Source organism: Vibrio sp. R11-SG3-ISO3-SZ (assembly GCF_059834345.1).
In genome coordinates this window covers 17,166-30,165 of record NZ_JCBDGX010000181.1, presented here as the reverse complement: position 1 = coordinate 30,165, position 13,000 = coordinate 17,166, and the positions used below count along the sequence as shown (strand labels likewise).

Below are 13,000 nucleotides of genomic sequence, written 5' to 3'. Positions count from 1 at the left end.
TCCTCGTCAGAAGATAATATAGCCCAAGGTCAGGCCTGCAATCATGATGATGATGCCAACTAACGTCATGTTATTACTTACCCACTCATCCATTTTAATGCCTCCGTCACCAATTCTAACTTGATCAAACCGCCTATGGATGCCCAAATTATAATCCATCGAAAGCAGAATCCCAACCTTGCCAACAAGGTTTCATTGTCGACGCGCTTTGCCTCAGCGAGGCGATATAAGGTCTCCGCTTGTGTTTGCTGATACGCTTCCTGTCGCTGTGTTCTCCGCTGGCGGTTCGGTGGCCTCACATCCACCCCCTTTCGGCAAAGGAAACAATGTCGCCATCGCCAATGACAAAATGATCCAGCACTCGGATATCAACCAGAGCAAGCGCATCACTAATGCGCCGGGTAATTCGGCGATCAGATTGACTAGGTTCTGCCACACCGGAAGGGTGATTGTGGGCCAAAATCAGCGCAGCGGCATTAAGCTCAAGTGCGCGCTTGACCACCTCTCGCGGGTAGACAGAGGCAGCGTCGATGGTGCCTTGAAATAACGACTCCCCGCGGATCACTCGGTGTTGGTTATCGAGAAAGAGCACGTAGAACTCTTCACGCTGTTTGTCACGCAGCACACCGGAGAGATAAAGCTTGGTTTGCTCCGGGCTGGTCAACGCGTCGCCCCGTTTGAGCGTTTCACTGAGATAACGCTGCGTCATCTCCAGTACGGCTTGAAGCTGCACGTATTTGGCCACCCCTAGTCCTTTGTGCGCGCAAAACTGCTCGAGATCGGCGGAGAACAGCCCGCGCAGCGAGCCAAATTCCGCTAATAAATAGTCAGAAAGCGCAATGACATTCCTCTCTTGCGTACCGGTGCGCAGAAAAATCGCCACCAGCTCTGCATCGGTTAACGCTTGAGGGCCATGAGAAAGCAGTTTCTCACGCGGCATTGACGATTTCGGTAACGGCGATTTTGGTAACGGCACTGTCATAGATATCGGCTCACGGTTTGCTCCACATTGCTCATCTGTCACGCCAAGCGTAATCAAATCTCTCAGGTTGACTGGGCAAAAAAGCGTGAAGATTCGAGCGGTTTCCTCTTTCTATGTAATTGAGACGTTACTCATTAACCACTCGGGCAAAGCACCACTGTTTGAGAGACGACTGTTTCAGGTATGACTACTTAAGGTAAGACGCTTTGAGGTACCACAGCTGGATAGGGCCCAGAGGGATAGGACGTAAGGGGATGGGGTCAACTCGCCTAGTGACACGCGGCGTGCTATCTTACGCCAAGAATTTTTAAGGAAGATCATCATGCAAACACTCGCAGGTAAAAAGATCCTTTTAGGTATCAGCGGTGGTATCGCCGCGTACAAATGTGCGGATTTGACGCGCAGACTCAGTGAACGTGGCGCGACGGTCCAGGTGGTGATGACGCCAGCCGCGAAAGAGTTTATTACCCCGCTGACCATGCAGGCGGTCTCTGGACGTCCGGTGTCAGAGAGCTTGCTAGACCCAGCCGCCGAAGCCTCTATGGGCCATATTGAGCTCGCCAAATGGGCCGATTTGGTTCTGCTCGCGCCCGCCACGGCGGATTTGATTGCGCGCATGGCGGCGGGCATGGGCAATGATCTTCTGACCACTCTCGTGCTGGCGACCGATGCGCCAGTTGCTGTCTCACCAGCGATGAATCAGCAGATGTATCGCAACCTCGCCACACAAGAAAACATCGCCACCCTTTCGCGTCGCGGTATGATGATTTGGGGCCCTGCAGCCGGCGAGCAAGCGTGTGGCGACGTCGGCCCAGGTCGGATGTTAGAGCCGATGCAGCTGGTTGAGCGCTGCGAGCAATTTTTTGGCCCTAAACCGCTGGCGGGGCGCTCTGTGCTCATCACCGCGGGTCCGACCCGTGAGGCAATTGATCCGGTGCGGTACATCTCTAACCACAGCTCAGGAAAAATGGGCTTTGCGCTGGCCAGCGAGGCCGCGGCGCTCGGTGCCCGCGTGACGCTCATCGCTGGCCCTGTTTCGCTCTCAACGCCGAGCGGCGTTACCCGTATAGACGTGCAAAGCGCGCAAGAGATGTACGACGCGGCACTTGAGCATGCTCGCTCACACGATGTCTTTATTGGCTGCGCCGCGGTGGCCGACTATCGTCCTCATCAGGTTGCCACGCAGAAAATCAAAAAAACCGACCAAAGCGATGCGATGTCGATTGAGATGGTGAAAAATCCCGACATTGTTGCCAGTGTCGCGACACTCAATGAGCATCGACCTTTTACTGTTGGCTTTGCCGCCGAAACGCAGGACGTCGCCCACTACGCAAAAAGCAAATTGGTTAAGAAAAACCTCGATCTCATTTGTGCTAACGATGTCTCAGTCGCGGGGCAAGGGTTTAATAGCAACGACAACGCTATCACCGTATACTGGAAAGAGGGTGAGCAATCACTTACGCTTGCGTCCAAACAGGATATCGCAACGCAGATCCTCACCATTATTAATGACAAACTCGCGCCAACCAGCGAGTGATTTCAACCTATTCATCAGACAACGCGGTTGGTTGAGCCCCAGCCGCGCTCGCACTCGGTGTGCGCTTTGCGTTTTCAGCCCCTCTGAGCGCTGCGCCCCTCGTGTGACAGTTCTTATAAACTGTGGTTATAAAAAAGGAAGAGGTTCATGGCAGGAACAAAAAAAACCAACCGCCGCGACGAAATATTGCAAGCCCTTGCCGAAATGCTGGAGTCCAGTGACGGCGCCTCACGCATCACCACCGCGAAACTCGCCAAACAAGTCGGCGTGTCAGAAGCGGCCTTGTATCGTCACTTTCCCAGCAAAGCGCGCATGTTTGAGGGCTTGATCGAGTTTATTGAAGAGTCTTTAATGTCTCGCATCAATCGTATTTTGGATGAAGAGAAAGACACCCTAACGCGTCTGCGTTTGGTGTTGCAGCTCATTCTCGCCTTTGCCGAGCGCAACCCGGGGCTGAGCCGAATTTTGTCTGGCCATGCATTGATGTTTGAAAATGAGCGCCTGCGCGATCGCATCAACCAGTTGTATGAGCGCATTGAAACCTCACTGCGTCAAATCCTGCGTGAGCGTAAACTGCGTGAAGGGAAAGCCTTTCCTGTGGATGAAATGATCCTCGCCGCGCAACTGCTTGGCCAAGTCGAAGGCAGCTTGAACCGCTTTGTGCGCTCTGATTTTAAGTACCACCCCACAGCAAACTTTGATGAGTACTGGGCACTGCTCAGTGCGCAATTGGACTAATTCATGACAACCAACGATAAACACCAGCCGCCCAAGTTTTCTTGGTCTTTACTTCACCCACGCCATTGGGGCGTTTGGCTTGGCTTTGGCTTGCTGGCGATAGTGGTTAACCTGCTACCGTATCGACTGCTTTATGCACTCGGCCGAGGGCTCGGCAAACTCGGCATGCGTTTAGGCAAAAAGCGCGTTCATGTCGCCAAGCGCAATCTTGAGCTCGCCTTCCCAGATAAGGCGCAAGATGAGATTGAGGCGATGGTTGAGGAGAACTTCAAAAACACCGGTCTCGCGCTGATTGAAACCGGCATCACTTGGTTTTGGCCCACCTGGCGCTTTAAGCGCAGAATCGTGGCGAAAGATGTCGAGTTGCTGCATCAATACAATGAACAGAAACAGGGCGTGCTGCTTTGCTGCGTCCACGCCCTCAATCTAGAGATCACCGCGCGCGCGTTTGCGGTGCTGGGGCTAGGTGGCTATGGCGCGTTTCGCCCGCACAATAATCCTGCATACAACTTTATTCAGCACTGGGGCCGCTCGCACAACGGCAACGTTTTGATCGACAGAAAAGATCTCAAACAGATGATTCGCGTCATGCGCAGTGGTGAGCGGCTGTTTTACTTACCGGATCATGATTACGGCCGCAACAAATCGGTGTTTGTGCCCTTTTTTGCCGTTCCCGATGCCTGCACTACTACAGGCACCAGCATCTTGGCGTACACCAGTAAAGCGGCGATTGTGATGGGTTCAGGCTTTCGCAATGACGACGGGCGCTATGAGATCATCGCCAATAAATCGGTAGAGAAAGACTACCCACAAAAAGACGAAGTCGCGGCCGCCGCCTACATGAACCGCCACGTGGAAGAGGTGATCCTCCGCGCCCCAGAGCAATGGATGTGGCTACACAAGCGCTACAAAACCATGCAAGACGAAAACGCAGAGAAAGGCGTACGGTACAAGTAAAGCGGAATACGCCATAAGTAAATAAGTAAATAAGTAAATAAGTAAATAGTGGCCAATCCCCTCTAGGAACTCGCCACTAGAAACTAGGCACTTAAATCCCATACTCCGCGCGGTACGCTTTCACGGCGGCGAGGTGCTCTGCCGCGTCGCCTTGCTCTTCCAAGTACGTCACCAAATCGCCAAGGCTGACGATGGAGATCACCGCGCAACCAAAGTCGCGCTCGACTTCTTGAATAGCAGAGAGCTCGCCTTTGCCCTTTTCTTGACGGTCAATCGCCACCAAGACGCCCGACAGTGCAGCGCCGCTTGCTTGGATGATTTCCATCGATTCACGAATTGCGGTGCCAGCGGTGATCACATCGTCCACCAACATAATGCGACCTTCCAGCGGGCTGCCGACTAAGTTGCCACCCTCACCGTGGGTTTTCGCTTCTTTACGGTTAAAGCAGTAAGGCGTGTCGATGTCGTGGTGATCCGCCAGTGCCACCGCCGTGGTGGTTGCAATCGGGATGCCTTTGTACGCAGGGCCAAACAGCACATCAAACTCGATGCCAGAGTCCGCGAGCGCTGCGGCGTAAAAACGCCCTAAACGCGCCAAATCACGACCGGTATTGAAAAGTCCAGCGTTAAAGAAGTACGGGCTCTTACGGCCAGATTTCAAAGTAAACTCACCAAACTTAAGAACTTGTTTCTCAAGTGCAAACTCAATAAATTCACGCTGGTATGCTTTCATTATTTTCTCTCGATGGTTGTTCTAGTGGCTAGTTCCTAGTTCCTAGAAGAAGGGGGTAAATATTTAAGGATAAACTGTGTTCTCTATAGAAAGAGGACAAAAAAATAGCCCCCATCAATGGGAGCTATCAATCAATCTGCTAGGGCTGCTTTTTGCGCGGCGACAATATCGGCAATGCCGACCTTGGCCGACTCAAGCAAGACCATCAGTTGCTCGTGGGTGAAGGGTTCACCTTCGGCGGTGCCTTGCACTTCGATCATGCGGCCATCTTCGGTCATCACGACGTTCATATCAGTGTCTGCGGCGGAGTCTTCAACGTACTCCAAGTCGCACAATACCTCTTCACCCAGCAAGCCTACCGACACCGCGGCCACGTGGCCTTTCATCGGGTTCTTTTTCAATTTGCCTTTATTGATCAAGTGAGTGAAGGCATCCGCCAGCGCCACACTGGCCCCAGAGATAGACGCCGTACGCGTGCCGCCATCGGCTTGAATCACATCACAGTCAACGGTGATCATAAACTCGCCCATCGCTTCTAAATCCACCACGGCACGTAAGCTGCGCGCAATCAGGCGTTGAATTTCCATCGTGCGGCCACCTTGCTTACCGTTTGAGGCTTCACGACGCATGCGTGAATGTGTCGAACGCGGCAGCATGCCGTACTCGGCCGTCACCCAGCCTTTACCTTGGCCTTTTAGCCAACGCGGCACACTCTCTTCAACCGTGGCGTTACACAGCACTTTGGTATTGCCGAACTCGACCAACACAGAACCTTCTGCATACGCGGTATAGTTGCGAGTAATTTTAATTGGGCGAATTTGATCCGCCTTGCGATCATTGGGACGCATGGGCATTACCTTTGTTGACTTGATGACGGTAGAATTGGGCCCAGAGTCTAGCATAAAACACCCCCTCACCACCACCGCCATTCACCCCCTTCACACCCCTCTACCCATCCCCCACTACCCATCACCCCTATCCCCCTCTAGGCACTAGGAACTAGTCACTAGAAACTCCCCCCGAAACTAGGAACTCCCCCCCACCTTCTGCTATCCTCTCCCTGCGTTATTTTCACAGATTAATAGATAGGAAAATTCGATGATTTATAGCATGACGGCCTACGCGCGTAGCGAAGCCAAAGGCGATTGGGGCAGTGCTGTGTGGGAGATCCGCAGCGTCAACCAACGTTATTTGGAGACCTACTTCCGCCTACCTGAGCAATTTCGTGGCCTAGAGCCGCTACTGCGTGAACGCTTTCGCAAGCGCCTAGCGCGCGGTAAAGTGGAGTGCAGCCTGCGTTTTGAAGCCAACCCCGCCGCCAAAGGTGAGCTGACCATCAATGAAACCCTCGCCAATCAAGTCATCAAAGCCGCTGAGCAAGTGATGCACATGACCGGCGAACTGAGCCGCATCAATCCCTTCCAAGTGATGCAGTGGCCAGGCGTGATGGAGACTCCAGAGCAAGACATGGACGTGGTCAACAAAGACCTGTTAGCCGCCTTTGATAGTGCACTGAGTGATTTCATTGACGCTCGCGGCCGCGAAGGCGACAACATGAAAGCGCTCATCACCCAGCGCCTAGACGCCATCTCACAAGAAGTGACTCGCGTGCGCGCTCGCATGCCCGAGATCCTTGAGTGGCAACGTGAGCGCCTGTTCGCCAAATTTGAAGACGCCAAAGTCGAGCTCGACCCTTCCCGCGTTGAGCAAGAGCTTATCCTCCTCGCGCAAAAATCCGATGTGGCAGAAGAGCTCGATCGCCTCGACTCTCACGTCAAAGAGACCAACAACATCCTCAAAAAAGGCGGCGCCTGCGGCCGACGCCTCGACTTTATGATGCAAGAGTTCAACCGCGAGTCAAACACGCTCGCCTCGAAGTCGATCAGCACCGACATCACCGCATCCGGGGTCGAGTTGAAAGTGTTGATTGAGCAGATGAGAGAGCAAATTCAGAACATCGAATAGTCTCTTTTAGATGACTAACTGTGCAAAGCTCCTGTTTACTTTATAAGTCGATAGGGGCTTTTCATTTTTCCACCAACATCCTCTGACTTCACCCAACAGCCCCACCACTGCTCTGACCTTTAAATAAAATTAGACTATCCCCTCCAGCCTAACCTTTTGATTTATTTTGGAACGCACTCTCTTAGCACTCGTTAATGACAATAAACTAAACTATTAAGTCACTTGCCCTAAGGTAATGGGATGTCAAAAGGGCGGCCTTGATGCCGCCCTTGTTGTGTCTGCAATAGCAATAATGGCGATGGCAGCCATATGTCCGCGATTATAAAAGCACCAAATACGCCATAAACAGCCCAGACAGCACATAAATGACTGGGTGAACCTGCTTGGCTTTGCCTGCTACCACCATGCTAAAGGCGTAGCTGATAAAGCCCATCGCCATGCCGTTGGCCGGTGAGAAGCTCAGTACGGTGAACATGATGGTGAAAAACGCCGCGATGCGAGACTCTTTTTGCTCCCAGCGGATTTGGCCAAGGCGACCAATCATGTAGATGCCGACCACCACCATCGCCGGGGCGACCATGGCCGCAGAGAAGATGGAAAAAAGCGGGTAGAGGAACAGCGACACCAAGAAGAGCCCCGCAACCACCACCGCAGCCAGGCCGGTTTTCGCGCCTTGCGCAGAGGCAATGCCCGATTCTGAGAATGCGGTGACTGAAGTCGTACCCAGCACAGAGCCAATCACGGTGCCGCCTGCGTCCGCAACCAGCGCCGAGCGCGCGTTCGGCACTTTGCCATCTTTGTCGATGATGCCCGCATCTCGGCCGACGCCAACAATGGTGCTGAGGCCATCAAAGAAATCGACAATCAAGAAAATCACCACAATAAACAGCAGATCAAACAGCTTGTCGGCCGTCAGCCCTGAGAAATTGAAGATGGCGCCAACGCTGCCCGACAGGCTTGGCGGCGCAGCCACTAGGCTCTCTGGGATGGGGGCGTTTTGCGTCCCTAGCATCCAGTCGGCCACAACGGTCAGCACAATCGCCGATACAAACGAGATAAAGGTCGCCAGTTTGATGTCACGAATCATGCAGCCGAGCGCGATAAAGATACTGATGTAGGCAATGATGACTTGCGGGTCATTGATTTTGCCCATGCTGACCAAAATGATCGGGTTCGAGACGATGATGCCGGCGTTTTTCAGGCCCAAAAAGGCGATAAACAGACCAAGCGATACGGTGATCGCCAATTTGAGATCTTCTGGAATAGACTCAATCATCGCCTTGCGAATATGGGTCATCGACAAAATCAGATAGAGCACACCAGAGAAGAAGATCCCCAGCAGCGCTTCGTGCCACACCAGCGCCACTGAGCCGCTCAGCAGCATGCCTTTAAAGAAGCCGTTCATGCTCATGCCTGGCGCGAGCATGACTGGGTAGTTACCAAACACACCCATGATCAGCGTGGCCGCTGCCGCCGCCAGTGCTGTGGCGGTAAAAATCGCGCCGCGATCCATGCCTGGGATGTCACCCAAAATCGCGGGGTTAACCGCCAAGATGTAACTCATCGCCAAAAAAGTAATAAATCCAGCGTACAGCTCCGTGCCTAGGGTCGATTTGCGCGCAGAGATATGAAAAGTGGATTCAAGCCACCCAGCGTTGGCTGAGCGTGGAAGTGCAGTGTCAGAACTCACAATACAACCTATCGGTAGATAAATAAGAGGGCCATAGCCCATCGCCAGCAGCAATGCCCGCAACAAGCCAAACGTTTGCGCGAATTGTAATGAGATGGGAACGGATTTCAACTGGTTTGGAAAAAGTGGGTGGTGGGTGGTGGGTGGTGGGTGGTGGGTGGTGGGTGGTGGGTGGTGGGTGGTGGGTGGTGGGTGGTGGGTGGTGGGTGGTGAAATTTTGATGGATGAAAGGACCATGTCAAGAACATTCCCCCAACCTAATACCCATTACCCCTAACCCATTACCTATCCCCCCTTACCCATCACCCCTTACCCACCTCCCCCCTAGTCACTCCCCCCGATCCATGCTACTCTTCGCCTCCCTTTTTCTGGCCGAATTTTCGCCACCGATGTTGAGAGAAATCGCGCTCTTGACTGACGTTATGCCCGCGGTCAGTGCTATCTTTAATACATCGAATCTTATGGTGGACGTAACCTTATGGCCAAAGGCACCCTATACATTGTTTCTGCGCCCAGCGGCGCGGGTAAATCGAGCTTGATTTCAGCCATGCTGGAAACCAACCCTACCTACGCAATGAAAGTGTCCGTGTCGCACACGACACGTGGCATGCGCCCGGGTGAGCAAGATGGCGTGCACTACCACTTTGTGCAAAAAGAGCAGTTTGAAGCGCTGATCGAACAAGGTGCGTTTTTGGAATACGCGGAAGTGTTTGGCAACTACTACGGCACCTCTCGCCCGTGGATTGAGCAAAACCTCGATAAAGGCATCGACGTCTTCCTCGACATTGACTGGCAAGGCGCGCGTCAAATTCGTGAGCAAATGCCACAAGCTAAGAGCTTGTTCATCCTGCCGCCGTCAAACGGTGAGTTGGAACGTCGCCTGAACGCACGCGGCCAAGACAGTGAAGCGGTGATCGCAAAACGCATGGCGGAAGCGAAATCGGAAATTTCTCACTACAACGAATACGACTACGTGATCATCAATGATGATTTCGATAACGCGCTGATGGACTTTAAAGCCATCATTCGCGCCGAACGCCTCAAGCAAGATAAGCAAGCCCTCAAGTACAAAGGCATGCTGGATGCGTTGTTGAAATAAGAATCTAGACTATTCTCTACGAGATCTTGTATAATTTCTCGTCATACAAAATTTTAGTTAACTATTTGGAGTCCTTATGGCACGCGTAACTGTTCAAGACGCTGTTGAAAAAGTTGGCAACCGTTTCGACCTAGTTCTCATTGCGGCTCGCCGCGCTCGTCAAATGCAAACTGGCGGCAAAGATTCACTGGTGCCAGAAGAGAACGATAAGCCAACGGTTATCGCTCTGCGCGAAATCGAAGAAAGCCTTATCACAAAAGAGATCCTAGATGCGCGTGAGCGTCAAGAGCAGCAAGAGCAAGAAGCCGCTGAACTTGCCGCTGTTAGCAGCATTGCTCACGGTCGATAATCCTCTTCATCACACTCTGCCGGGCCTAAAATTTGTATCTATTCGATAGCCTCAAAGACGTTGCCCAAGAATACCTAACAGAGCCTCAAATTGAGGCTCTGCGTCAATCTTATGTGGTAGCGAAAGATGCCCATGAAGGGCAAACCCGCTCAAGCGGGGAACCATACATCATCCACCCTGTTGCTGTTGCTCGTATCTTGGCGGAAATGCGCCTGGATATTGAAACCCTCCAAGCCGCCCTTTTGCACGATGTCATCGAAGATTGTGATGTCACCAAAGAGCAGCTAGAAGAGAAGTTTGGCAACACCGTCGCAGAACTGGTCGATGGCGTCTCTAAGCTGGATAAGCTCAAGTTTCGTGATCGCAAGGAAGCTCAGGCTGAGAACTTTCGTAAGATGGTCCTTGCGATGGTGCAAGACATCCGCGTCATTTTGATCAAACTGGCAGACCGCACGCACAACATGCGCACGCTCGGCGCACTGCGCCCAGACAAAAAGCGTCGCATCGCACGCGAAACCCTCGAAATCTACTCACCCTTAGCGCATCGCTTGGGTATCCATAATATTAAAACCGAACTGGAAGAGCTCGGTTTTGAAGCGCTCTACCCCAACCGCTATCGCGTGTTAAAAGAGGTCGTCAAGGCCGCTCGCGGTAACCGTAAAGAGATGATTCAACGCATCCACACCGAAATTGAAGGCCGACTGGAAGAAGTGGGCCTGTCTGCGCGTGTGGTGGGGCGTGAGAAAAACCTCTTCTCCATCTACAACAAGATGAAGACCAAAGAGCAGCGCTTTCACACCATTATGGACATCTACGCGTTTCGTGTGGTGGTGGACACCGCTGACACTTGCTATCGCGTACTGGGCCAAGTGCACTCGCTCTACAAGCCTCGCCCGGGGCGTATGAAAGATTACATTGCGGTGCCGAAAGCGAACGGCTATCAGTCTTTGCATACCTCGATGGTCGGCCCACACGGCGTGCCTGTCGAAGTGCAAATTCGCACCGAAGATATGGATCAGATGGCGGACAAAGGGGTCGCAGCACACTGGTCTTACAAAGGCAATGGCGAGCGTACCGGCACCACCGCGCAAGTCAAAGCGCAGCGCTGGATGCAGAGCCTGCTTGAGCTCCAACAAAGCGCGGGCAACTCGTTCGAATTTATTGAAAACGTCAAATCGGATCTCTTCCCAGATGAGATTTACGTCTTCACCCCAAAAGGGCGCATCGTGGAGCTGCCTGTCGGCGCCACTGCGGTCGATTTTGCGTATGCCGTGCATACCGATGTCGGCAACACCTGTGTCGGCGCGCGCGTCGATCGCAACCCTTACCCTCTCAGCAAAGCGCTGAAAAACGGCCAGACGATTGAGATCATCAGCGCACCGGGCGCCCGTCCGAATGCAGCATGGCTCAACTACGTCGTGACCTCACGTGCGCGCACCAAGATTCGTCAAGTGCTGAAAACCATGCGCCGTGAAGAGTCGATTACCCTTGGCCGCCGATTGCTCAATCACGCCTTGGGTGATTTGTCGGTTTCCGACATCAATGAAGAGAACATCAATCACGTCTTGAGCGATCTGAAAATCAAATCCCTCAATGATCTGCTCGCCGCTATCGGTTTGGGTGAGTTGATGAGTATTGTCATCGCCCGCAGACTGCTTGGCGACGCCGATGAGCTCACCGAAGTCATCAACACCGACGGCAAGCCGAAGAAGAAGCTGCCGATCCGCGGCGCAGAAGGCATCTTGCTGACGTTTGCCAACTGTTGTCATCCGATTCCGGACGATCACATCATTGCTCACGTCTCTCCGGGTCGAGGACTGGTGGTGCATCGTGAGACGTGCCCGAATGTGCGCAACCACGAAAAAGAGCCAGATAAGTACATGGCGGTGGAGTGGTCAGACGATTACGATCAAGAGTTTATCGCCGAGCTGCGTGTCGATGTGCAAAACCGTCAAGGCGCCCTCGCGGAACTGACCAACGTCATTTCACAAACCGGCTCCAACATTCACGGTCTCTCGACCGAAGAGCGTGACGGGCGTTTGTACACAGTGACTGTGGTGCTCACCACCAAAGATCGTGTCCACCTAGCGGGCATCATGCGCAAGATTAAAGCCATGCCGCACACGCTCAAAGTGCGACGTAGAAAGTACTGATCCCCATCCAAATCAGAAAGCGGTCTTTAGGGCCGCTTTCTTTATCATCCATTTTTGATCACCATATTCTTTATCAACTAAGCCCTAACACCATGAATTTAGAACGTTACCAACGCATTCAAGAAGTGTTAAAAGCGCGCCAAGCGGATTTGACCCTTTGCCTCGAAGAAGTCCACAAGCCCAATAACGTCTCGGCGGTGATCCGCAGCGCCGACGCCACCGGCATTCACAAAGTGCACGCGGTTTGGCCTGATAAAATGCGCACCTTAAGCCACACGTCGGCGGGCGCGCGCAACTGGGTGGAAGTGGAAACGCACGACACCATTGAAGACGCGATGGGTGAGCTCAAACGTCAAGGCATGCAAGTGCTGGTCACCAATCTCTCAGAGACGGCGGTCGATTTTCGTCAGATTGATTACACCAAACCGACGGCGGTGATCCTCGGCAGTGAAAAAATCGGCGCGTCAGAGCAAGCCAAAGCGCTCGCCGACCAAGACATCATCATCCCTATGGTCGGTATGGTGCAATCGCTCAATGTCTCGGTCGCCAGCGCAGTGATTCTCTATGAAGCCCAGCGCCAACGCCAAGCCGCTGGCATGTACGACAACGCACAAAGCGCCCTGCCCGCCGAGACCATCCACCGCATCCTCTTTGAGCGCGGCCACCCCGTGCTCGCCAAAGTCGCCAAACGCAAACAGCTCCCTTACCCTCCCCTCGACGAGCAAGGCCAAATCGTCGCGGATAAAGAGTGGTGGGCGCAGATGCAGAGTAGGTAGGTAGGTAGGTAGGTAGTGCCT

The 13,000-nt window shown here is 53.1% G+C and carries 13 protein-coding genes; 8 read left to right on the top strand and 5 right to left on the bottom strand.

Annotated elements, in window-relative coordinates; all coding sequences use genetic code 11:
- Nucleotides 1–6: 6 nt before the first annotated feature.
- Both AC6R1O_RS18845 and radC read right to left on the bottom strand, forming a co-directional pair.
- The gene (locus AC6R1O_RS18845; protein ID WP_500646160.1) at nt 7–159 is read right to left on the bottom strand and encodes a hypothetical protein; all 153 of its coding nucleotides are present in this window, start codon (nt 157–159) and stop codon (nt 7–9) included.
- 136 nt (nt 160–295) lie between these two features.
- A complete protein-coding gene (gene radC / locus AC6R1O_RS18840; RefSeq protein ID WP_500633507.1) occupies nt 296–982 on the bottom strand; it encodes a RadC family protein in 687 nt (228 codons plus the stop codon).
- A 322-nt stretch (nt 983–1,304) separates the two neighbouring features.
- Between radC and coaBC the strand changes: the two genes are divergently transcribed.
- The 3 genes from coaBC (at nt 1,305) to AC6R1O_RS18825 (ending at nt 4,214) form a co-directional block, all read left to right on the top strand.
- Nucleotides 1,305–2,519, top strand: coding sequence for a bifunctional phosphopantothenoylcysteine decarboxylase/phosphopantothenate--cysteine ligase CoaBC (gene coaBC, locus AC6R1O_RS18835; protein ID WP_500633506.1), 1,215 nt, complete (start codon nt 1,305–1,307; stop codon nt 2,517–2,519).
- A 147-nt stretch (nt 2,520–2,666) separates the two neighbouring features.
- Entirely contained in the window at nt 2,667–3,257 is a 591-nt protein-coding gene (gene slmA / locus AC6R1O_RS18830) for a nucleoid occlusion factor SlmA (RefSeq protein WP_500627790.1), read from the top strand.
- Between the two features lie 3 nt (nt 3,258–3,260).
- Nucleotides 3,261–4,214, top strand: a complete 954-nt coding sequence (locus tag AC6R1O_RS18825; RefSeq protein WP_500627789.1) for a Kdo(2)-lipid IV(A) acyltransferase — start codon at nt 3,261–3,263, stop codon at nt 4,212–4,214.
- A 91-nt stretch (nt 4,215–4,305) separates the two neighbouring features.
- Here the strand turns inward: AC6R1O_RS18825 and pyrE are convergent, their stop codons facing one another.
- Entirely contained in the window at nt 4,306–4,947 is a 642-nt protein-coding gene (pyrE, locus tag AC6R1O_RS18820; RefSeq protein ID WP_500633505.1) for an orotate phosphoribosyltransferase, read from the bottom strand.
- Between the two features lie 131 nt (nt 4,948–5,078).
- Nucleotides 5,079–5,795: a ribonuclease PH gene (rph, locus tag AC6R1O_RS18815; protein WP_500633504.1), complete on the bottom strand. Its 717-nt coding sequence runs from the start codon at nt 5,793–5,795 to the stop codon at nt 5,079–5,081.
- Nucleotides 5,796–6,045: 250 nt separating this feature from the next.
- On the opposite strand from rph, the gene AC6R1O_RS18810 reads away from it, so the two are divergent.
- The gene (locus AC6R1O_RS18810; protein ID WP_500633503.1) at nt 6,046–6,912 is read left to right on the top strand and encodes a YicC/YloC family endoribonuclease; all 867 of its coding nucleotides are present in this window, start codon (nt 6,046–6,048) and stop codon (nt 6,910–6,912) included.
- 319 nt (nt 6,913–7,231) lie between these two features.
- On the opposite strand, the gene AC6R1O_RS18805 is transcribed toward AC6R1O_RS18810, so the two are convergent.
- Nucleotides 7,232–8,644 (bottom strand): NCS2 family permease, encoded by a 1,413-nt coding sequence (locus AC6R1O_RS18805; protein WP_500633508.1) that lies wholly within the window; start codon nt 8,642–8,644, stop codon nt 7,232–7,234.
- 436 nt (nt 8,645–9,080) lie between these two features.
- Between AC6R1O_RS18805 and gmk the strand changes: the two genes are divergently transcribed.
- The 4 genes from gmk to trmH all read left to right on the top strand — a co-directional run bounded on the left by gmk (nt 9,081) and on the right by trmH (nt 12,979).
- A complete protein-coding gene (gene gmk, locus AC6R1O_RS18800; RefSeq protein WP_334554887.1) occupies nt 9,081–9,701 on the top strand; it encodes a guanylate kinase in 621 nt (206 codons plus the stop codon).
- Nucleotides 9,702–9,777: 76 nt separating this feature from the next.
- The gene (gene rpoZ, locus AC6R1O_RS18795) at nt 9,778–10,050 is read left to right on the top strand and encodes a DNA-directed RNA polymerase subunit omega (RefSeq protein WP_487903057.1); all 273 of its coding nucleotides are present in this window, start codon (nt 9,778–9,780) and stop codon (nt 10,048–10,050) included.
- A gap of 32 nt (nt 10,051–10,082) precedes the next feature.
- Nucleotides 10,083–12,203 (top strand): bifunctional GTP diphosphokinase/guanosine-3',5'-bis pyrophosphate 3'-pyrophosphohydrolase, encoded by a 2,121-nt coding sequence (gene spoT, locus AC6R1O_RS18790; protein ID WP_500631407.1) that lies wholly within the window; start codon nt 10,083–10,085, stop codon nt 12,201–12,203.
- 92 nt (nt 12,204–12,295) lie between these two features.
- Complete coding sequence (trmH, locus tag AC6R1O_RS18785; protein WP_500627782.1) at nt 12,296–12,979, top strand: tRNA (guanosine(18)-2'-O)-methyltransferase TrmH; 684 nt, start codon at nt 12,296–12,298, stop codon at nt 12,977–12,979.
- The last annotated feature ends 21 nt before the right edge of the window (nt 12,980–13,000 follow it).